General features: G+C 48.9%; 19 protein-coding genes and 1 tRNA gene. 12 read left to right on the forward strand and 8 right to left on the reverse strand.

The window, feature by feature from the left end; translation table 11 throughout:
- Positions 1-16: 16 nt before the first annotated feature.
- The 7 genes from PKX57_RS06920 to PKX57_RS06950 form a co-directional block, all read right to left on the reverse strand.
- The gene (locus PKX57_RS06920) at positions 17-1,444 is read right to left on the reverse strand and encodes a PAS domain S-box protein (RefSeq protein ID WP_213921929.1); all 1,428 of its coding nucleotides are present in this window, start codon (positions 1,442-1,444) and stop codon (positions 17-19) included.
- A 319-nt stretch (positions 1,445-1,763) separates the two neighbouring features.
- Positions 1,764-1,840 (reverse strand) — tRNA-Thr (locus PKX57_RS06925).
- Positions 1,841-1,884: 44 nt separating this feature from the next.
- Positions 1,885-3,333, reverse strand: coding sequence for an aminomethyl-transferring glycine dehydrogenase subunit GcvPB (gcvPB, locus tag PKX57_RS06930; protein WP_472416527.1), 1,449 nt, complete (start codon positions 3,331-3,333; stop codon positions 1,885-1,887).
- Entirely contained in the window at positions 3,330-4,676 is a 1,347-nt protein-coding gene (gene gcvPA, locus PKX57_RS06935; RefSeq protein WP_169699593.1) for an aminomethyl-transferring glycine dehydrogenase subunit GcvPA, read from the reverse strand. The genes gcvPB and gcvPA overlap by 4 nt, the downstream gene beginning before the upstream one ends.
- Before the next feature lies 1 nt (position 4,677).
- The gene (gcvH, locus tag PKX57_RS06940; RefSeq protein ID WP_169699592.1) at positions 4,678-5,049 is read right to left on the reverse strand and encodes a glycine cleavage system protein GcvH; all 372 of its coding nucleotides are present in this window, start codon (positions 5,047-5,049) and stop codon (positions 4,678-4,680) included.
- A 16-nt stretch (positions 5,050-5,065) separates the two neighbouring features.
- Positions 5,066-6,172, reverse strand: coding sequence for a glycine cleavage system aminomethyltransferase GcvT (gene gcvT, locus PKX57_RS06945; protein ID WP_213921933.1), 1,107 nt, complete (start codon positions 6,170-6,172; stop codon positions 5,066-5,068).
- The gene (locus tag PKX57_RS06950; RefSeq protein WP_169699590.1) at positions 6,169-6,399 is read right to left on the reverse strand and encodes a putative signal transducing protein; all 231 of its coding nucleotides are present in this window, start codon (positions 6,397-6,399) and stop codon (positions 6,169-6,171) included. Before PKX57_RS06950 ends, gcvT begins: the two co-directional genes overlap by 4 nt.
- 150 nt (positions 6,400-6,549) lie before the next feature.
- On the opposite strand from PKX57_RS06950, the gene pfkA reads away from it, so the two are divergent.
- From pfkA to PKX57_RS07010, 12 genes are all read left to right on the forward strand, one after another.
- Complete coding sequence (pfkA, locus tag PKX57_RS06955) at positions 6,550-7,509, forward strand: 6-phosphofructokinase (protein WP_472413768.1); 960 nt, start codon at positions 6,550-6,552, stop codon at positions 7,507-7,509.
- A 9-nt stretch (positions 7,510-7,518) separates the two neighbouring features.
- The gene (gene pyk, locus PKX57_RS06960; protein WP_213921936.1) at positions 7,519-8,937 is read left to right on the forward strand and encodes a pyruvate kinase; all 1,419 of its coding nucleotides are present in this window, start codon (positions 7,519-7,521) and stop codon (positions 8,935-8,937) included.
- A gap of 228 nt (positions 8,938-9,165) precedes the next feature.
- Entirely contained in the window at positions 9,166-9,435 is a 270-nt protein-coding gene (gene groES, locus PKX57_RS06965; protein ID WP_169699588.1) for a co-chaperone GroES, read from the forward strand.
- 13 nt (positions 9,436-9,448) lie between these two features.
- Positions 9,449-11,071: a chaperonin GroEL gene (gene groL, locus PKX57_RS06970; protein WP_472416529.1), complete on the forward strand. Its 1,623-nt coding sequence runs from the start codon at positions 9,449-9,451 to the stop codon at positions 11,069-11,071.
- Positions 11,072-11,426: 355 nt separating this feature from the next.
- Entirely contained in the window at positions 11,427-12,932 is a 1,506-nt protein-coding gene (locus PKX57_RS06975; protein WP_213921586.1) for a DUF1538 family protein, read from the forward strand.
- Positions 12,910-13,578, forward strand: a complete 669-nt coding sequence (locus PKX57_RS06980; protein ID WP_470745698.1) for a P-II family nitrogen regulator — start codon at positions 12,910-12,912, stop codon at positions 13,576-13,578. The genes PKX57_RS06975 and PKX57_RS06980 overlap by 23 nt, the downstream gene beginning before the upstream one ends.
- A gap of 450 nt (positions 13,579-14,028) precedes the next feature.
- Positions 14,029-15,660 (forward strand): hypothetical protein, encoded by a 1,632-nt coding sequence (locus tag PKX57_RS06985; RefSeq protein ID WP_213921584.1) that lies wholly within the window; start codon positions 14,029-14,031, stop codon positions 15,658-15,660.
- 23 nt (positions 15,661-15,683) lie between these two features.
- The gene (locus PKX57_RS06990) at positions 15,684-16,781 is read left to right on the forward strand and encodes an AAA family ATPase (protein WP_214048772.1); all 1,098 of its coding nucleotides are present in this window, start codon (positions 15,684-15,686) and stop codon (positions 16,779-16,781) included.
- Positions 16,765-17,964 (forward strand): vWA domain-containing protein, encoded by a 1,200-nt coding sequence (locus PKX57_RS06995; RefSeq protein ID WP_470745699.1) that lies wholly within the window; start codon positions 16,765-16,767, stop codon positions 17,962-17,964. Before PKX57_RS06990 ends, PKX57_RS06995 begins: the two co-directional genes overlap by 17 nt.
- Positions 17,961-18,836 (forward strand): DUF4895 domain-containing protein, encoded by an 876-nt coding sequence (locus PKX57_RS07000; protein ID WP_470745700.1) that lies wholly within the window; start codon positions 17,961-17,963, stop codon positions 18,834-18,836. The genes PKX57_RS06995 and PKX57_RS07000 overlap by 4 nt, the downstream gene beginning before the upstream one ends.
- Positions 18,829-19,344, forward strand: a complete 516-nt coding sequence (locus PKX57_RS07005) for a hypothetical protein (RefSeq protein ID WP_470745701.1) — start codon at positions 18,829-18,831, stop codon at positions 19,342-19,344. The genes PKX57_RS07000 and PKX57_RS07005 overlap by 8 nt, the downstream gene beginning before the upstream one ends.
- Positions 19,337-19,945, forward strand: coding sequence for a metal-dependent hydrolase (locus PKX57_RS07010; RefSeq protein ID WP_470745702.1), 609 nt, complete (start codon positions 19,337-19,339; stop codon positions 19,943-19,945). Before PKX57_RS07005 ends, PKX57_RS07010 begins: the two co-directional genes overlap by 8 nt.
- 19 nt (positions 19,946-19,964) lie before the next feature.
- Here PKX57_RS07010 and infB read toward each other — a convergent pair.
- The coding region (infB, locus tag PKX57_RS07015; protein WP_472416532.1) for a translation initiation factor IF-2 at positions 19,965-21,932 on the reverse strand (1,968 nt) is incomplete at its 5' end.

Raw genomic sequence — 21,932 nt, forward strand, 5'->3', positions numbered from 1 at the left:
AGATTGAAGAAAGGTTTTATATAACCGATTTACTTCCAGAACCGGCTATTCTCCGCCCTATGAAAATCGTGCCGACATCGCCCTCTTCATCTCTGACGACTTTGCCGCTGAACTCTACACGGTTTGAATTGGTTGAATCATCCACTACTGTAATTATTCTGGAGCCTTCATCGCAAGGTTCAGAGGAGAGTCCGTTCCTGAGGAACTCCCGCAGACTTTCCGATGGTATTTCCTCGGGCAGCTTGTGGCGAATCGATTCAAGAGAGGTTCTGAAGAATTTCTGAGCGGCCTTGTTCATGTAAATAACACGGCCGTCCATATCTGTTGCGATCGCTATGTCCTCGGTGCCGTTAAGCAGCAGCGAATGAAGATTGTAACTTCTTTGAAGCTCGATGCTCTCGGTCAGGTCCATGCCTATGACCAGTTCATAAACGTTATCATCGACACGGAGAACGCTTCTCTTGGACTCGACGACGAAAACAGAGCCGTCTTTCTTCCTGTGCAACTGTCTGCCCTTCCATTTTCCAGAGCTCATTATTTCAAACTGTCTGGATTTGGCCTCCATATCATCCTGCACCAGATAGTTGCTCAGGTTGTTGCCGATCATCTCTTCCCTGCCGTAGCCGTGAATTTCGGCGGCAAAACGGTTAAGATAAACGATTCTCCCCCTTTCATCCACAGCGATGGCGATCTCCTCGGCATTATCCAGGAAGCGCCACTGGAAGATCAGCTCTTCCCTGTCGCGTTTCTGTTTGGATATATCCATGAAAGTGAACTGCACGACCCTCTCGGCGCCATAAAGCATCTCGGAGGTGTTGAAGATAACATATATCTTTCCGTTGGTGCGGGTCAGCATAACTATCTCTCTATCTGAATTGACACCCTCTCTCTCAAGAACGAGATTCAGTGCGAGCGGCTCATCGTACACCAGGTCCTGGAGGCGTGTCTTCTCGATTTCGCTCTCTTCATAGCCCAGAAGTCTCTGAGCGACTTTGTTTGAGAAAATCACGTTGCCGTCGCGTTTTCTTATGATCAGCATTCCACATCCCATGCTGTTTACCAGACCCATGTACTTTTCTCGCTCGAAATCCAGCGTCTTCTGAAGTCTGTGCTTCTCAAGCATCGAAAAGACTATCTCCGGGAGATAGTGAAGATACCCCGGCCCCTTGAGAAGATACTCGCCCGGCTTGAGTTCGTGCTTGGCCACGGATTTCTCGCTTCCGATCAGACAGAGGTAGGGAATAGTACCCGCTCTGAGGCTTTTGATGATACCCTCGGTTACATAATCGAAGATCATCGCATCTGAAAACCGGCTGAATTCATCGGATATCTCTTCGACATAACGTACATCGAAACGATCATCGAAGGCCTCTATTAATCTTCTTGCATCTTTCTGGCTTCTACCTACAAGTATAATTCTGGGTTTAGAATAGAAATCGAACACAAGTTTCACCTCTGCAATAAAGGACTGGATAGAAGTCAATATGGAACGAGTACCCTGGCGATAACCCAAAAGAAAGAAACCGATTTCCGAGCAACTAAAATTGATTTGACCAACTTCGATCCGACCTAAAATCTCTCCCGAGGTGGAAAATATTCAGTAAAGAAAACCCATATGAATGTTGACAAAATTCTCGGATCTCAAAGGTTACATTTTTATTTTAACATAGATTATTACCAGATACCAAGCGGGAGGTTTTGAACATACGTTCATTATAATTGTTGAAAAAAAACTGGACCTTCGAAAGGTCCAGCTTACAACGTGGAGCAGGCGATGAGACTTGAACTCATAACCTCCGCCTTACCAAGGCGGCGCTCCACCGATTGAAGCTACGCCTGCTCTGCTGAAACTATGATATCATAGCATTTTCTAACTTTCAAGCCTCAAGAACCCTTAGACCACCTTGTCTTTGGCTTTCTCGAAGCCGTTGCTTCATCAAGACGCCCTACTGGTGTAGTGTGAGGCGCCAATTTCAACAGTTCCGGGTTTTCCTTCGCTTCCTCGAGTATAGTCGCTATCGTGGCCGCGAAGTGATCGAGCGTTTCCTTAGTTTCGGTCTCTGTCGGTTCTATCATAATGGCCTCATCGACGATGAGCGGGAAATAGACGGTCGGTGGATGAATACCGTAATCCAGAAGTCTCTTGCCAAGATCGAGAGTTCTGATACCGTACTCGGAGATAAGCTTTGTGCCCTTGAGAACGAACTCGTGCTTGCAGATGCCCGAATAGGCGGTTGGTATAAGTTCAACCAGCTTGCTCCTCAGGTAGTTGGCGTTCAGCACGGCCATTTCGCTTGCTCTTTTCAAACCGTCGCTGCCCATGGTTTTGATGTAGGCATAAGCCCTTACCAGGACACCGAAGTTTCCGAAGAAACTCCTGATCTTCCCTATCGAATCGGGCAGATCATAAACTATCCTGTATTTCTGACCGTCGAAATCTATCACCGGAACGGGTAGTAGCTCTTTCAAAAAGGTCTTTACTCCTACCGTGCCACTTCCGGGCCCCCCCATTCCGTGAGGCGTGGAAAAGGTTTTGTGCAAATTGAGGTGAACGATATCGAAGCCCATGTCGCCCGGCCTCGCATGTCCCATTATCGCGTTGAGGTTCGCCCCATCGTAGTAAAGCAAAGCTCCCCTGTCGTGAGCCATCTTCTGTATTTCACAGATATCCTTCTCGAAGAGCCCGACGGTGTTCGGATTGGTGAGCATTATTGCCGCAACACTTTCATCTAGCAGTCTGTCCAGGCTTTCAAGATCAACCCTACCGTCTTTGTTGGAGGCGACTTCGACTATATCATAACCGGCCATCGCCGCCGAAGCCGGGTTGGTTCCATGTGCAGAATCCGGTACTATGACTTTCTTCCGGGAAGTATCGCCCTTCAATTCGAAGTACTTCTTGACCAGCAGCATTCCCACCAGTTCGCCGTGTGCACCGGCAGCTGGCTGCAGAGTGAAGTCATCCATACCAGTGATCTCGCACAGCGAATTCTGCAGATTGTACATCAACTCCAGAGCTCCCTGTATCGTCTCTTCGGGTTGATAGGGATGTAACTGACTGAACCCTTCGAAAGAGGCCGCCTCTTCGTTCAGCTTGGGGTTGTACTTCATAGTGCAAGATCCAAGCGGGTAGAAGCCGCTATCTACCGAATGATTCTTTTTTGAAAGACTCATAAAGTGACGCACTACCTGAAGTTCGCTCACCTGTGGAAGTTCTGGCCTTGAATCTCTCAGGAGATGTTCAGGCAGAACGTCGATCGGCTCGAAACCGTAACTTTTCTCTTCTGGAAGGCGAAATCCAGTTCTACCTTCCACAGTCGCGTCGAAAATCGTCATTCTAATTCCTCCAGTTTCCCGGCGAAGAATTCGATCTCTTCATTTCTATTGGCCTCGGTAAGACATATCAAACCGTGGTTCTTCATTTCGCTCATGAACTCTCCCAGATCGAGTGGGCCGAGTATTTTGTCTTTCAAAAGCTTCTTATTAAAACTCGAAAGATCCTTTTCGAATTCGACTACGAACTCGTTGAAGAAAGGTCCAGTGAAAACCGGTCTAACTTTATCCATCTTCTCTATACGTTTGGCCAGATAGTGAGCCTTATCGTAAGAGCGGCGAGCGATTTCCTGTAAACCTTTTGGTCCGACCAGACTTATATATATCGATGCAAGGAGCACATTGAAAGCCTGGTTAGAACAGATATTAGAGGTGGCTTTGTTTCTTCTTATGTGTTGTTCGCGGGTCTGTAGAACCATAACGTAACCGGTTCTCCCCTCACCGTCTTTCGTCTCACCGATTATTCTGCCAGGCATCTTACGTATATAAGCCTCTTTCGAAGCGAAAAAGCCGAAGCCCGGCCCTCCAAGATATGGCGGATTGCCCAGTGGTTGGCCCTCCCCAACTACTATATCGGCTCCGAGTTTTCCCGGCGCCTGGAGAATCGCAAGAGCTGTGGGATTAGCACTTACGATCATCATAACGTTTTCCGGAATCGCTTCTCTGATTTCTCTCAGATCTTCGATGATCCCGAAGAAATTCGGATAGCCGACTATTACAGCCGATACATCGTCGGAAAGCTTGTTCTTAAGATCTGAAAGGTCTGTTTGACCGGATTTACGATCGAAATTAACCTCGTCAACGTGTACATTTCCCCCGAAACAATACGTTTTCACCGTTTCGATATATTCAGGATGGACAGCCTTCGATATGAGGATTTTCGCCTTTCCATTTATCCTCACAGACATCAAGGCCGCTTCGGCACAGGCGCTGGCACCGTCGTACATCGAGGAGTTGGAGACCTCCATGCCGGTAAGCTCACTGATCATTGTCTGGTATTCGAAGAGCATCTGCAAGGTTCCCTGAGAGAGCTCGGCCTGATAGGGAGTGTATGCGGTGAGAAATTCCCCACGTCCGGCTATTCTTTGCACCGCGCTGGGTATGAAGTGCTTGTATATACCCCCGCCTCTGAATACTGAAAGATCGTTCAAATTTGTGTTTCGCAGGCTCAGTTCTTTAAGATCCCTGAGCACAGTGAATTCGTCTGCACTGGCCGGTATCGAAAGATCAACATCGAACTTTTCCGGAATATCCGTGAAGAGCTCGGCAATGCTTTTGACACCTATCGCCCGCAGCATCTCCTCTATTTCTACCTCTGTCTGAGGAAGATACGGGAATTCAGGCATATTAGCCCTCCTCTTCACAATGCTTCTTGTAAGCCTCCAGATCCATCAGGCTGTCGAGCTCTGTAGGACTACTAAGTTTTATTTTTGCGATCCAGCCAGCACCTTCGGCATCGCTGTTTATCGTCTCGGGAGAGGAATCGAGTTCGACGTTGACCTCCACAATTTTACCGCTCACGGGCGCATAAACATCGCTTGCTGCCTTAACGGATTCGATCGTGCAGAGAACGTCCCCCTTCTTCAGGGATTTGCCCGCTTCGGGTAGGTCTATATAGACCACATCTCCGAGATGATCCTGGGCGTGATCGGAAATACCTACAGTTGCTATGTCTCCATCGACAGATACCCACTCGTGTGTCTTTGTGTACTTCTTCATTTTTTACTCCTCCTTTTTATCCTTTTGACTTCACGGAACCTCTATAGAAAGGTGTCTTCACAACGTTTGCCGGTACTACCTTTCCCCTCACCGAAACGCCAACCTGGGTGCCTAACTTCCAGTAATCTTTCTTCAGGTAAGCCATCGCGAGAGATTTTCCCAGAGTGGGCGAGAAGAGACCGCTAGAAACCCAGCCGATCACGTTATCTCCGTCGACGATTTCGTAACCGTGGCGCGCTATGGCCTTTCCGGCAATCTCGATGCCTTTCAACCTGTATTCGGTTCCCTCTTCGCTCTGCCTGGCCAGTACATCTCTACCTATGAAGTTCTTGTCGAGTTTCACAGTCCATTTCAATCCCGCTTCCAGCGGCGTGTTATGATCGTTCAATTCATTTCCGTACAACATGTAACAGGCTTCGAATCTGAGCGTATCTCTGGCGGCGAGGCCGATTGGCTTTACGCCTTTAGGTCCACCGATCTCGAGGAGCTTTCTCCACAGGGGTATGGCCGCATCCGGTTCGGTGTAAAGTTCGAAACCGTCTTCACCGGTGTAACCGGTTCTAGAAACCAGAGCCTTTATCCCGTTGACCCGCCCTTCGGCGAAATGGTAGAAGGGTATCTGGTCGAGCCTTACCTGGGAAATCTCGGAAAGTATCTCCTCGGCTAGCGGTCCCTGGAAGGCTATCTGGGCATAATTGTCCGAAACATCCTTCACCTGCACGTCGAAACCTGTGGAGTTCTTGTGTATCCAGTCGTAGTCTTTGTCTTTGTTGGAAGCGTTCACCACAAAGAGAGTTTTATTGTTGCTTATTCTGTAAACCAGAACATCGTCTACCACTCCGCCCTTTTCGTTGCACATGGGTGAATATACTATCTCACCATTCTTCATAGTGTCAACGGAGTTGCTGACCAGGTAATCGGAGTAGGAAATTGCTTCGGAACCTACGATTTCTATCTCTCCCATATGAGAGACATCGAAGAGTCCCGCCTTAGTCCTGACAAGGTTGTGCTCTTCGATGATCGAATCGAATTGAAGAGGCATTTCCCAACCTGCGAAGTCAACTATCTTACCATTCAGCCTGAGATGCTCCTTGTACAAAGGTGTCCTTTTCAAATCACTCATTCCGGATCCTCTCTCCCTTCGACTTTTAAGTCTTCAAATATGTTAACAGCGGTTTCGTAGTCATCGTCTGGAATAATTATGTCCACCATGCCACCAGATCCAAAATAGATGCTATCGGTGTACGCGAAATGTGAATCGACTATCTCTGCGAAGATTCCTTCTTTGAGAAGTATTTCCTGGTACATTTTTGCCTCGTACACGGGAACTCCCGACTTAAGAACCTTCATTATAACCACTCCCCCTGTTTCACTTGAGATTATACACCAACTCATGTTATTAGTTAACTTAGTGAAGCTTCGTCTCTCGTGAAATTAATATGCTGATATGCTAAAATTACGGCGTACAGCAAGATTGAAAACTCAGGAGGGATATTGATGATAAAGAAAATCGGAGTTCTGACCAGCGGCGGTGATGCTCCGGGGATGAACGCGGCGATAAGGGCAGCGGTCAGGACTGCGGTAACGGACGGTCTGGAAGTTGTCGGAATTCATAGAGGCTACTCCGGCCTTCTCGACGAAGACTTCACGGACATGGATTACTCTTCTGTCGGAGGGATAATGGAAAGAGGGGGAACCATCCTGCGCAGTTCTAGATGCGAGGAGTTCAGACTCGAAGAGGGCAGGGCAAAGGCGGCCGATATACTGAAAAAACACGGGATAGGCGGACTGGTAGTCATCGGCGGAGAGGGTAGTCTCAGTGGGGCCAAACTTTTGATGGAAGAGCAGGGAATTCCCGTGGTCGGACTTCCCGGCACTATAGACAACGACATAGCCCTGACGGATATGTGTATAGGGGTTGATACATGCTTGAATACCTGCGTGGATACCATTCAAAAACTGAAAGATACGGCCTCTTCGCATGAACGCGCCTTCGTTGTGGAGGTTATGGGCAGGAGCTCGGGTTACGTGGCCCTGGCCTCGGGAATGGCCGTAGGCGCCGAGGCAATAATAATTCCGGAGATTCCGGTGAACTACGAGGAGATCGCCGACAAGATCTGGCGGGAGAGGAAGCGCGGAAAGATCAACTGCATAATAGTCGTGGCCGAAGGTGCCTCGAGCGCTTACACGGTTGCCAGGCATGTAGAACACAGGATAGGGTACGAAACCAGAATTACCATTCTGGGACATATCCAGCGCGGGGGATCGCCAACGGCCTTCGACAGGGTTCTAGCATCTAGAATGGGTTACGCCTCCATAAAGGCTCTGGAGGAGAGCGAGGCCGGCACTATGATCGCTCTTCAGGGAGGAAGAATGGTCAGAGTTTCGCTTGAAAAGATCCTTTCTCAAAAGAAAACGATCGATATGGAACTGGTCGAGATGGCCAAAATTCTATCTTAAAGGTGCGAAATGAGAAAAACGAAGATAGTCTGTACAATCGGTCCGGCAACGGAATCCCCGGAGATGCTGACAAAACTCGTTTTCAGGGGAATGAACGTTGCCAGACTGAACACGACACACGGAGACCTGGAGGAACACAGAGAGCGGATTCGTAGAATCAAGGAGGTCCGCAACTCTCTGAAAGTCCCTCTGTCGCTGCTTCTGGATCTTTCCGGACCCAAGATAAGAACCGGTTCCTTCAAAAGAGAGAGAGTCGAGCTCCTTTCCGGTAGGGACTTTCTCCTGACAACCTCGGCTATCGAGGGCGATGAAAACGCGGTGAGCATAAACTACGATCGTCTGCCAGGTGAAGTCAAACCCGGACACATGATATTGATGGACGACGGCAAAATAAAGCTGAAGGTCTTTTCTACGGACGAAAACCACATTCTAACGAAGATCGTCAACGGAGGCATCGTCACTCACAGAAGAGGTATAAACCTTCCGGGAATCGACATCGGAATTCCTGCGGTCACAGATAAAGACAGAAGGTTCATAAAGCTGGGCATCGAAGAAGGAGTCGATTACTTCGCCCTCTCTTTCGTAAGAAAGGCGGAGGACGTTATCCTGGCCCGTGAAATCGTGACCGATAGCCATGGTTCCATACCGATCATCTCGAAAATAGAAACGGCGCAGGCACTAAAGAGCATCGAAGAAATCGCCGCCGTTTCCGACGGCCTGATGGTTGCCCGGGGCGATCTCGGGGTCGAAATACCGGTCGAAGAAGTACCGGTCGCTCAGAAAAAGATAATAAAATTCGGAAATTACAACAGAATACCGGTGATCACGGCAACACAGATGCTCGAATCGATGATAGAGAACCCCGTGCCCACCAGAGCCGAAACGACCGACATAACCAACGCTATCGTAGATGGAAGCGATGCTGTAATGCTTTCGGGGGAGACATCGATAGGGAAACATCCGCTCGAAGCGGTCGCGGTTATGGATCTTACCGCCAGGGCAACGGAGAGATATCTTAACCAGAATCCCGACATACTATGGTGGACGCGCGAAAAAGTCCTGACCGACGATCACACCGATGCTATCTGCAGGGCCGCCTGGGACATAAGCGAAGCGCTGAAAGTGAAAGTTATTGTCAGCTCAACTTTCTCCGGCCATACCGCGAGAAACGTATCTGGTTTCAGGCCAAGGGCTCATATTCTTGCCATTACACCTAATGAAGAAACTTACTTCAGACTGGGCTTGATCTGGGGAGCTCATCCGGTGCTGATGGGCCTGGGAGAATCGACAGACGATCTAGTAAAGGTCGCCGGGCCATTGGCAAAAAAGCTCAAGCTCGTCAAGAAAGGCGATACTATAATCCTCACCGCCGGTATTCCCTTTGGAACCAGCAGATCCACCAACATCTTAAAACTGGAAAAAACTTGAGAGAAAATCTTTGAATGGCAGGATCTAGAGATTTCCTGCCATTTTTTATTTATAAAGCGAGAAATAACGAGATTTGCTGGAATAATTGTCTCTATAGATGTATAATCTTCTCTGGTCAACATCATTTAACAAAAAAGGTGCTTGAATAAATCGTGATGTTGTTTTATCATTAATTAGCAAACTCATATATCGAGTGCTAACTATACAGATTGGAAGGAGGCTTTTTAGATGAAAGTAGTTCCCCTTGGTTCGAGATTGTTAATCAAGCCTTATGAGGAAGAGAAGAGAACATCTGGCGGTATAGTTCTTCCAGATGCGGCAAAAGAGAAACAGATGACCGCAAAGGTTATAGCGGTCGGAGAAAAGGTCGAGGATATCGACGTGAAAGAAAACGACAAGGTGCTTTATTCCAAGTATTCCGGAACGGAGATCAAGATCGATGATGAAGACTATATAATCATCGATCAGGACGATATCCTGGCAAAGATCGAAGGGTGAAGGAGGAAGCGGTATGGCTAAGATACTAAAATACAGTGAAGATGCTCGCCGGGCTCTTGAAAGAGGAGTAGACGCAGTAGCCGAGGCGGTAAAGATAACTATCGGTCCTAAGGGTAGAAATGTGGTTCTCGAAAAGAGCTGGGGTTCTCCCACGATAACCAACGATGGAGTCTCCATCGCGAAAGAAATCGAGCTCGAAGATAAGTTCGAAAATCTCGGTGCTCAGCTAGTCAAAGAAGTGGCTTCCAAGACCAACGATATAGCCGGTGACGGTACCACGACAGCAACGGTTTTGGCTCAGGCAATGATAAAGGAAGGTCTTAAGAACGTTACAGCTGGCGCCAACCCGATTCTTCTCAAAAAAGGTATCCAGAAGGCAACTGAAAAAGCGGTGGCATATATCAGATCCCTTTCCAAGAAGATCTCCTCCAGGGAGGACATTGCTTCGGTCGCGGCAATCTCGGCCAACGACACGGAGATAGGCGAACTTATTGCCGAAGCCATGGACAAGGTCGGACAGGATGGAGTCATAACGGTCGAGGATTCCAAAACGCTGGAAACTTACGTCGAATTCGTAGAAGGCATGCAGTTCGACAGAGGCTATATCTCTCCCTACTTCGTTTCCGACCCCGAGAAGATGGAAGCCATCATCAAGGAACCTCTCATTCTTATAACCGATAAGAAACTCTCTGCGGTCAAGCCGATAGTACCGATGCTGGAAAAAGTTGCACAGGCCGGAAAGCCTCTGGTAATAATTGCCGAAGACATAGAAGGCGAAGCGCTCTCTACTCTCGTTCTCAACAAACTGAGAGGAACTCTTGACTCCGTTGCAGTGAAGGCTCCCGGTTTCGGAGACAGGAGAAAGGCAATGTTGCAGGATATAGCGACGCTCACTGGCGGTACAGTGATCAGCGAGGAAGTCGGTTTAACTCTTGAAAACGCTACCATCAATGACCTCGGAAGCGCCGGCATGGTAAAGGTTAAGAAGGACGACACTATAATCGTTGACGGTAAGGGCGATGCCGATAAGATAAAGCAGAGAATCGGACAGATAAAGGCTCAGATCGAGCAAACTACTTCCGAATACGAAAAGGAAACCCTTCAAGAGAGGCTCGCAAAACTCTCTGGTGGAGTTGCAGTTATAAAGGTCGGAGCGGCCACAGAGACCGAATTGAAAGAGAAGAAGCACAGAATCGAAGATGCTCTCTCCGCAACCAGGGCAGCCGTTGAAGAAGGAATCGTTGCCGGAGGAGGTGTCGTTCTGGCAAGGGCCAAGAAGGTACTTCAGGAGCTTCTCGACAGCACGGATAACCCGGATATCAAAGTCGGTATCAAGGTAGTCCTCAAGGCTCTCGATACACCCATGAAACAGATCGTGGAAAACGCCGGACTCGACGGCGCGGTCGTTGTGGACAAGATCCTCAACAACGATGACCCCGCTTTCGGTTACGACGCTCTCAACGACGTTTATACCGATATGTTCAAGGTCGGTATAATCGATCCGGCAAAGGTTACCAGAAGCGCGCTTCAGAACGCAGCTTCGATCGCCGGCATCCTTCTGACCACGGAAGCCGCGCTGACAGAAAAGCCTGAAGAAAAGCCTCAGGCGCCGATGCCACAGATGCCGGAGTACTGATAGAAATAGAAAAGCGATACTCATAAAATAAGGGAGGGCGTTGCTCTCCCTTTTTTTCCAACTTATACGTTTCGAAGAACCACTCTTCTGTTCTTTCCAAGGACGGCTCTTCCAAGGACAGCTCTTTTGCTAAGTCAAAGTGCCAATTCTCTTCATGCGTTAATCGGAAATTTCTGTCCACAAAAAAGGATCGAAAAGGTATAATTGAGCCAACAACTTCAACAAAGAACCTTTAGTTTTCGAATGACGGGAATCCCGAATAAACCTACAACACGTCAGAGCCGGACGGGTCTTTGGAAGGATAATGTCCGCCCAATTAGAATAGTACCGTATTCGAAGAATTAGGAGACTAACTTTGAGTTTACTCACCGAGAAGCTTAAGGAAGTTCTGTTTTCCGTTATCCCGATTGCAGTACTGGTTCTGGTACTGAACTTCCTGTTCGTCTCATTGAGTTGGTGGCTCATAATTAGATTTGTTATAGGTTCTTTCTTGATCGTTGTCGGGATGTCTTTATTTCTTTTCGGAGTCAGCATAGGAATAAGCCCAATCGGGCACTTCATGGGTAATTTCATCGCCAAGACAAACAAGGTATGGATTATAGCCGCTTTGGGGTTTGTACTTGGCTTCTTCATATCGATTGCCGAACCGGCCTTACACATTCATGCCTCTCAAGTCGAGCTAGTGTCTTCAGGCTTGCTTTCTAGCGGGAGCATCGTGATCACCGCATCAATTGGTATTGCAGTCTTTCTCGCTTTTGGACTTGTGAGAATCGTCTATAACGTCGCTCTGCAAAAACTGATGACTGTGTTTTATGGAATAATACTCGTTCTTTCGCTCTTCTCTTCGGGAGAGTTCCTGGCGATCTCCTTTGATGCTTCTGGAGCCACTACCGGGGCAATGACCGTACCCTTCATTCTCACGCTTGCATTAGGTATTTCTATACTCAAAAGAGACAGTAGATCGTCTGAAAACGACAGCTTTGGACTCCTGGGAGTTGCCTCCGCCGGAGCGATCATCTCAGTACTGCTTATCGGTATAGTATCCAACAATACCAGCATGGAATCTGCCCCGGATTACCTCGTATCAGAATCAACTGCGATTCTGGGATACTTCTTCGGGCCGGTACCCGGTATTGCCAGAGAAGTACTGCTTTCGTTGCTGCCCATACTGTTGACTTTCTTGCTGCTTCAGCTGACCTCCTTGAGGTTATCCAGGAGATCGGTGAGACAGATAACGTTCGGACTGTTCTTCACTTTTCTTGGTATGGTGATTTTCCTGGTCGGGGTCAATGCCGGGTTCATGGATGTTGGCAGAGAAATCGGATACGGAATAGCATCGACGGGCAACAAGGCATTTGTTGTAATCGTCGGCTTCATCCTGGGCCTTGTGACAATCCTCGCAGAACCTTCGGTTTACGTCCTCACTCATCAGATAGAGGATGTTACAAGCGGCGCCGTGAAGAGAAGAATAGTCCTTGTCGCCCTTTCGGCGGGCGTCAGTCTGGCAGTTGGCTTTTCCATGGTGAGAATCGTGGTCCCAGGCATCCAGCTGTGGCATTTTCTTCTTCCGGGCTATGTGATTTCCATATTCCTCTCATTTTTCTCTCCGAAGCTTTTCGTCGGAATAGCTTTCGATGCGGGAGGTGTTGCTTCTGGTCCGATGATAGGAACGTTTGTTCTCGCTTTTGCTCAAGGCGCCGTCAGAGCCGTTGACGGAGCGAACATTCTCCTGGATGCCTTCGGTCTTATATCCATGGTTGCAATGACACCCATTATCGCTCTACAGATACTGGGGTTAATATACAAGATGAAGATAAGAAAAAGAGGTGTTGAATCCAGTGACGACTCTCGAGAATCGTAATGTTTTCAGACTCATATACGTAGTTGTGAACTTCGGCCGGGGAAGCGATGTTCTTCGAATAGCAAAGGAAAAAGGGATAAGCGGTGGCACGATACTTCTGGGGAGAGGTACCATCAGAAATGGGATACTGAACTTTTTCGCATTTTACGAGAGCCGAAAGGAAATCGTTATGATGGTTGCTGACGGTGAAACAGCGCAGACAGCACTCGAAGCTCTCAATAACGAAATGAGATTCGACCGGCCTAATCACGGAATTGCTTTCACTACTGGCATCTGCGACGTGGAAGGGTCAAGAGAGCTTGAGCTCTCCTTGCCCGAAAAAGAAAGAGGTGAAGAAAAGACAATGCGTCACTTGATTACCGTAATAGTTGACAAAGGAAATGCTGAAAAAGTTATCGACGCTGCCACTGAGGCGGGATCTAAGGGTGGAACGATAGTAAACGCAAGAGGTTCCGGAATTCACGAAAGAAGCAAGTTATTCGCGATGGAAATAGAGCCTGAGAAGGAAATTGTTATGATCGTTTCAAAGAGAGACACAACTCAAAAGATCATAGCCAATATAAGAGAGACTCTCAGAATAGACGAGCCGGGTAAAGGAATCATCTTCACTCAGCTGGTCGATGAAGCTTACGGACTGCTCGAGTAAAGCCTTTGTTCAAGAAAAAGACACGAGATGATCCGCACGTTAGGGGCCGTCCTTGGTTCTTCGTCCCAGATCATGGACCCGTCCTTAGAAAGAACGGAAGGGCGAGACCCCCGTATTAGAGCCCTGAATAGGATCATTTCAGGGCAGGCTATTACGGGATGACAGTGCTTGGGCATTCACGGGATTATAGTCCCTTCCCGTCATGCCGGACTCCGATCCGGCATCCTTCGAAAGAGCGAAAGAACTGTTGTTCGACGATGCTGCGTGTCCAGGTTCTTGGTTAAGGAGTGCGAGAAGAGGAGAGAGATGCCGAAAATCGGGTACAACAGACGCCAGGAGCACGTCAGTCACCATTTTCGCTCTTACCCACAACCCACAACAGTTCATAGAGCGATACTAATTTTGAGAACAATAAATAAATGCTGAGCCTATTTATGGCAGAATATAGTTATGAAAGATTTCTTTATCATAGTTAAGTGGAGAAGCAAAGAAAACGCTAGACTGGTCACCCGCCAGGGAAAGAAAACCATACTCGTCTCTTCTCTGGCGATTATCTTTTTGGTTATGGTCAGTGTTCCGCTCATTTTCTATATGAGGAGATACTTCATCCCCAACTTTTCGAGGATTGCCGGACTGTCCGATCAGTTGAGGGAACTGACCGGCATAGATCTGAAAATGATAGTCATAACGTTTTTTTCTGCGATCATCTTCTCGATCCTTCTGGGCAGCGATCTCCCCATAGTCATTTCGAATCTCTTCTTTTCCGACAGAGTTAAACTACTACTACAGATGCCCGTCAAGAAATCGACCATTGCCAAGGTACAGATTTCCGAAGTCCTCACCACCGGCGGTTTGCCGGTTCTGCTGTTTGTGCCGGTCTTTCTGGCAGCCCTGAGCGGATTGGGTTTTTCCGGGTCCCGGTTCTGGTTGGCGTTGGTTCTGCTCCTCGTCTTCGTTATAGATATCCTGTGCATTACAAGCGTGATATCTTTCGCGGTAGTTTTCCTCTCCAGGGGCAGATTCCTCAAAGTTCTCTCCTCGATAATGACTATGGTGACACTCTTCACGTTCATCTTTACACTTAGGTTCATGGACTTCTCGGCCATAGATCTCGCCAGACCCGACCGTGTGGCAGAGCAGTTTGGCACACTTCAGGGAGTGATAACGGCCCCTTACCTGCCCTGGACACCCTTCGTCAGGGCAATTGTAGGAGAGATCGGCGATGTGGTTCTATTCTTGCTTTACTCTCTTGCGATAGTGGCGATCCTCGAATTTCTTGAGCTTTTTCTATACCCTGGAGTCGTTCAAAAGCTGCTGACGCAGCCGACAGGTTCTACAAAAGACTTCAGAAGAGCTAGTCGTGGCCGATCGCATTCCTTCTCCGGAATCTTGAAAAAGGATTTTCTCCTTCTGATTAGAGAGCCAAAACTCACTTTCGCCTTTCTGTATCCCTCTCTCTTCGTACCTGTGGTCGTTATGGTCAACCCCGCACTCCTGAGAAGTTTCGGAATACTGCAATTACTGGGATTGATCGTCTTCCTCTTCAGTAACTATTCTACCGTCTCTTCAACGGCACTTTTCGCCTTCGAAAGACAGCTGGGCGATAATGGCTTTCTCTTCCCGGTGAAAAGGGTCGGTGTGGTTATATCGAAAGCCTCGATAGTCACATTTCTTTACTCGCTCATCATATTCCTGGTCGGGCTTTATGTGGTATCGAAAGCCTCGGTTTACAGGAATTTCATGTTCACTTTTCTCTTCTTCATGCTTCCCACGATATTCTCGCTGTCGCTGCTGGGCGGCTATCTCGAAAAGAGCTTCGGTACCAGGGATACGAGTAACGTTTTCAAGGCTCTCACACTTGCCGGCGCTGTGATCTCGTTCGTTCTATCGACTCTTCTACCAGTCTTCACGACGCTTCCCCTGGCTATGTACACTACCGGTGGCATAGCCTCATTTCTGGGTTTTTTGAATCTTCCAGCCGCCGACCCGTGGACCTGGCTCTTCGGAATGGCCATACCGTTTCTGTTGTGGGCCGGTATCATCTGGGCATCGTTAAAGTCACTGTGCTATAATTTTGTCTGAATGAGGTTTTTGGAGGGATGTTGTTGAAAGCTCAAGACGTTAAGTATCTTAGCAGGAAGATCATGGAGGCCGGAGAGATACCGCTCCTTTGGGGGCATTTCGGAGTGGGCAAGACTGACCTTGCCAGAGAGATAGCAGAAGAGACCGGCAGGAAACTGGTGATACTTGTAATCTCCCAGATGGAACCGGGAGATCTAATAGGGATGCCTTCCAGAGACGGGGAACGGACGCTGTTTTTGAGACCGGACTGGTGGCCGACCGATGGAAACGTGATACTTATGATCGACGAGGTCAACAGAGCCCACAGGTCTATCAGGAACGCCATAATGCAGCTTCTCATTGACAAGCGAATACACAACCATTTTCTACCCGAGGACAGCTGGATAATCGCTGCCGCCAACCCGCCAGACGAGGAGTACGACCAGGTTGAACTCATAACCGACCCGGCCTTCATGTCAAGGTTCTTTCATATAGAATTGACTCCCGATCCCGAAGAATGGCTGAGATGGTCGAAAACTCAAAACGTTCCCGACTGTGTCACCAGATTCATCGGAGAGTACCCCGAATTCCTTTCCAGGGACACAATCGTTTCGATGAGACTGGAACTCAGGCCAAGTCCGAGAAGCTGGTACAAACTCGGAAGGGTCTTCGGTATCCTCGAAAGTGACGAGATAGAAAAGTACGGCTACGTGCTGGCCGCGGGAATCGTCGGACCGGAAGCCGCCAGAACTTTCATGAGCAAGATACAGGGCAACCAGCTCCTCCCCTCTCCCAGAACCCTGCTCATGGAACTGGACGACAGTATTTTGAAGAGAATCTCCCAGAGTGACATATCCGGGATCAGCGCCTCCGTCATGAGAATAACCAGACATCTTTCGGAGCTCGACGAAATGCAGGTTCAGGAGTACTTCCAGATGGTTCCGAGGATCGCGGGAAACCTTCTCGAAATAGGGAGAGTGATCCCGAGAGACTCTTTCTTCTCGATCATCAGGCATATAGTCCACCAGATGGAAGGAGAAAAAGGCCTGAAGCGTGCTCTCTTCGAAAATCTCCTCGAAGAGCTCGCGATGGATCACGACGTCATGAAATTCCTTCAGGGGAGCCATGAGAGTGCAAAATGAAGAACTGATGGAACGTGCCGTTTTTGAACTGGGGAAGGAAAGCCCTTTCTACAACTTCTTGCTCCTTTTCGTTGATAGAATACCTTCCTCAGCCACAAGAACCGTCAGGCTGCGCGTGACATCGAGAGGAAGGTTTCAGTTACTCTACAACCCGGACGTTCTGGGCAACAAACCTCTGGCCTTTACAAAGGCTCTGTTGAAACATGAATGTCTCCACATAGTGAATGGACATATATTGATTCCCGTGAACAGGTCCAGAGAGAAAGTCGTATGGGATCTCTCTATGGATGCGGCGGTGAATCAGTACATACCTGAGCTGGACGCCTTCAGTCTTCCTCTGGACTCTCTGCTTTCGGAGGGGTGTGGCACCGACAATGAGAGATTCTTCGCCGGTCCGCCCATGGCCCACCCGGGCGAGACGGCTGAGTTCTACCATTCGTGGGCAATGGACTTTATGAGAAAAAATAGATCCATCGACCTCGAACTTCTCGAGGGTAATCTCTCCAGAGTGGATTCTCACGAAGATTTTGGCAGCTTCGAACTGCCGAAAGAATTTATCGAAGATCTTTTGAAGCAGGTCGTCTCCGAAACGCTGGAAAAGGCGAGGGCGGGAATGCCTGAAGGTCTGGAAGAGGTAATGAAACTGGTTCTCGACAATCCCGTGCTCGACTGGAGGAACGTGATACGAAGGTTTTTCGGTTCATCGACCTACGTGGGTAGATACAGAACCCCTATGAGACCGAACAGGCGCTACGATGATCAACCGGGCTGGAAAAGCGACTACGCGGCCAAGCTGGTTGTGGTGGTCGATACCAGCGGTAGCGTCATAGAAGACGAATTCAACGCTTTCTTCGGTGAAATAGATGCGGTGACCCGAATCACCGATTCCAGAATCTGGCTGGTACAGGTCGATGAGACCGTCCAGAGCGTGATGAAGTATGGCAAGGGTATGTGGAGAGACCTCAAGTTGGTGGGCAGGGGAGAGACCGATCTTCAACCGGCCGTAGATTACTCACAGGAAAACCTGAGGCCGGAAGGGTTGATAATCTTCACCGACGGCTATACGGATCTCCCGTCGGTTGCCAGAAGGGTGTTGTTCGTACTTCCGAAGAGCCACAATTCCGATTTCGCTTCGGAAGCCAGATCCATTTATGGCAAATCGTCGGTGGTGTTTCTGAGTTGATTTACTATGCAGGACCGGAGAGTTACAGAAACAGGCTTGAGAGAGTTTACAACAGCATAAGTGGAAGGTTCATGGAGATCGGAAGCCTTGTGAACGAGCGTTCCGACAAGCTCGACAACGCCTTTGGACATTTCATGACTCTGGTCGTTCAGACGATGAGGAGGGATTTCCCGGTTCTATCGATTTTCGTAGATAGCGAGGGCAGGGGCTTCTGCGGACTTTCAAACTCCTCTCCATTCGAAACCGCCAGTGCCCTCTACAGGTTTGGAAAGGAAGAGGCCGAAGAGATGAGGGAGGCTTTCTCGGATTTCTTCGGTGATGCCGAACTGACATTCCAGAGAGCGATCTTTCAGACTCCCCTAAAGCTCTACTTCCTTTCTTACTATGGAAACGAGAGACTTCTGAAGAGGGAGATTCTGAAGGACTCTCTGAGGGGAAAGGAGTATTTCCGGCTCCCGGAACTCATAGACGGAGAGCTCATCGATATCTGCATCAAGAACTACAGGAGATGGCTGGAGTTCCCTTACGGCGAGGTCTTCATCTTCCCTGTTCAAAACGTTTTGAAGATTGCCTTCGGTCTGCCGAAGTCCGAAAGAAACATCGATAAATCTGTGGTCATGGAGCTTTCAAGGCTTTTCAGATCCGAAGTCACCAGAAAATACGGCACTCTCAGGATAGCCAGCGTCACCCCGGATATGCGTATAGACCGGCCCGTCGCAACGGTTTTCGAGATAGATCTGGTGCGGGCCAGGGAGATCTTGCCGGCTTTGCCGCATCTGTACGAGTTCTACTGTGGATGCGTAGAAAGAACCCTCGCAAGTATGGTAGATCAGATCGAAAACTATTTTCCCCTGAAGAAGCGGGGTGAGTGAGACGGCCAGACAGACCCTGAAGATGTTCTACCCGATATCCATCAAAAATATAAGGCAGCTCAAGGCTGGCGATCTTATCCAGTACAGCGGCCGTGTGCTTCTGGCCAACGAAAATACGATAGATAAGTACCGGATGTACGAGAAACTCGAGGGAACGCCCCTGCTGAACCTTTCCAGAGAGATACTCTTCTTCTGTGCGTCCGTTGAAACCGGTTTGAGTCAGGAACCGGCCGATATCGATCCCGACGATCTAGAATACCTTTTCATGTCCGGCGTTACGGCGACCGCGGGTCTGGATATAAGCGATAAGGAGATGTTCGATATCTACAGGCGTTTTTCCAGGGTAAACTTTTCGTTGTGTAACAGGAAGGTTCTCTCGCCTGTCGATACCGACCGGGAGGTCCCGGAAGAAATCGAATGTGGCCTCAGTGTATCTCTCAAGGATGTTCTCTTCTTCGTCGATGTTTCCAGCAGCGGCGAGAAGTTCGGGGGAATCTGCGATGCCTGACTTCAAAACGCACGTGACGTGGGGGCTCTTCTCCTATCCGGTGTATATGCTCGTTGCTATGTTGATCATAGAGATCGCCAAACTTCCAATTATCGTCGATAGTCGGATTATCGGGACAGGTTACCTCCTCTACATTCTGGGGAGCGATCTGCCGGACATCGATTCGAAACAGGCACTTATAAAACGTACACTTGAGGTGATGATAGCCGGAGTAGTCTCATCCATTATATATTCTTCGCTTATATCACCAAAGATTCAACCAATCCTCCTTTCATGGATCTACTCTCTTCCGGTTGCGGTGACCATTTCCTTTTCAATGGCGATAATTTGCGGAATTGTGACCTCAAAGATTCTAGATTTACTGAGCCACAGGGGTTTCTTTCACACAATATGGGCCGGGCTGCTCTACGGCGCTATCGTTCTTGCTCTTCTGCTCCCCAGATCGGGGGCTTCTGCCGGGAACTTCTCTTATACGGAGATAGGTTTCCTTTCGCTTGCGGGGACTACCGGGTACTTCCTGCACCTTCTACTGGACAGAGTCGAGACTTCAAGGAAGAAAAGAAAAAGGGCTCTCTCCGTACAGGAAAAGGGCCCTCAATAAATTCAAAATTCAAGATCCACTATTCGTTGAAATCTATGGTTCTCCTGACGCTCTTTTTGGTGTGAAACTCCAGCTGATCGCCATCTTCGAATTCGTCGAATCCTACGGCCTTTATTCCACACTCCTTGGGCGCATCGACCCTACTCGCGTCGTCTTTGTAGTGCTTGAGAAACTCTATATCTGTATCGGCGATCTCCTCGTTGTTTCTATAGACGCGCATCTTCCCCTTTTTGAGGACGTGTCCTTCGATCAATTGAACACCGGCAATCGTACCGACCTTGCTGATCTTGAAGATCTTCTTTACATGTCCCCGGCCGGTCACTTCTTCAACCTCTTCAGGTTCCAGCAAGCCTTCTAGCGCTTTCTTCAGATCGTCGATAAGATTGAATATGATCTCGTAAACCTTTATCTGTACACCCTCCACTTCGGCCTGGCGACGGGCTTGAGCGTCGGGTTTGACCTTGAAACCCATTATTACGGCATCGGAGGCCGACGCGAGCATAACGTCGCTGGAATTAACCGAGCCTATCCCCGAGTGCACAACTTCTATTCGTACATCTGTATTTTCCAGTTTCAACATGGCCTGCTTCAGAGCTTCGACGGTTCCAAAAGAATCGGCTTTGAGTATGAGCTTGAGATCTTTCTTCTCGTTCGATTCTCCGGTCATCGAGAGGAACTCCTCCAGTCGAACGTGGCGCTTGTTGGTTACCGACTTCTCTTTCTGTAGCTGGCCTTTGCTGTACTGGGAAAGGCCTCTGGAAGTATCGAGATCGTCCACAACGTAGACGATACTGTGGACGTCCGGTACTTCATCGAAACCGATGATCTGTAAGGGATCAGAGGGATGTGCCTCTTTAATCCGCTTGCCGTTCTCGTTTATCAGCGCCTTGACCCTTCCGGCCGAACTACCGGCGACTACGTAATCTCCGGCCTTCAGCACTCCGTCCTTCACAACCAGCGTGGCCAGAGGCCCCACAGCTTTGTCTAGCCTGGAATCGATGATTATCCCGCGCGCATGACCCTGAGGTATGCACTTTATATCGGCCACCTCGGCGACCAGTAGAATCATCTCGAGGACGTCTTCGACTCCTTTGCCGGTTTTGGCAGATACGGGAACGGTAACGGTGTCGCCTCCCCAGTCTTCCGGAACCAGGCCCAGCTTCGAAGCCAGTTGCTGCTTCGTGAGGTCGATGTTGGCGTTGGGTTTGTCTATCTTATTTATAGCGACGATTATTGGTACGTTAGCGGTTTTCGCGTGATTGTAAGCCTCTATGGTCTGCGGCATAACGCCGTCGTCCGCTGCCACTACCAGAACCACGATATCCGTAGCCTGTGCACCGCGCGCCCTCATCTCCGTGAAGGCTTCGTGGCCGGGCGTATCGATGAAGGTTATCTTCTTACCCCTTATCTCTACCTGGTACGCACCTATGGACTGTGTTATGCCCCCGATCTCACCTTCGGCGACCTTAGCCTTCCTTATCCTGTCGAGCAACGTTGTCTTTCCGTGGTCAACGTGACCCATCACAGTGACCACTGGCGGTCTCTGAACCAGCCTGACCCCCTCCCGGTAGGTGTTCTGGTAGGACTCTACGAGCCTCTCGAAGGGATTAACTTCGTCTTCCTGAACGAGTTCTATTTCCCATTCGTACTGAGAGGCGATGTTTCTCGTGTCGTCCATGGAAAGTATCTGTCCCGGTCTCAGGATTATGCCTTTCATGAACTGGTCTTTGATTATCTTCGAAATTGGAATATTCATCTTCTTGGCCAGCGTATCGAGTTTGAATTCATCGCTTTTGAGTTTTATCGTTCTGGCCGCCTGCTGGACAGGAGCCTTTTTCTCCAGGGGCGTCTCCTCCTTGGAAACGAGCTTCTTTTCGAGCTTTTTGACTTCCTTTTCCTGAACCTTAATCTTGGCCTTTTCGTTCTTTCTCGCCGTTTCTTTTTTCTCTTCTTCATAGAGGCCCACTATGATATTCACAGTTTCATC

Origin of the sequence: Mesotoga sp. (assembly GCF_035363035.1) — a bacterium.
GTDB lineage: Bacteria > Thermotogota > Thermotogae > Petrotogales > Kosmotogaceae > Mesotoga.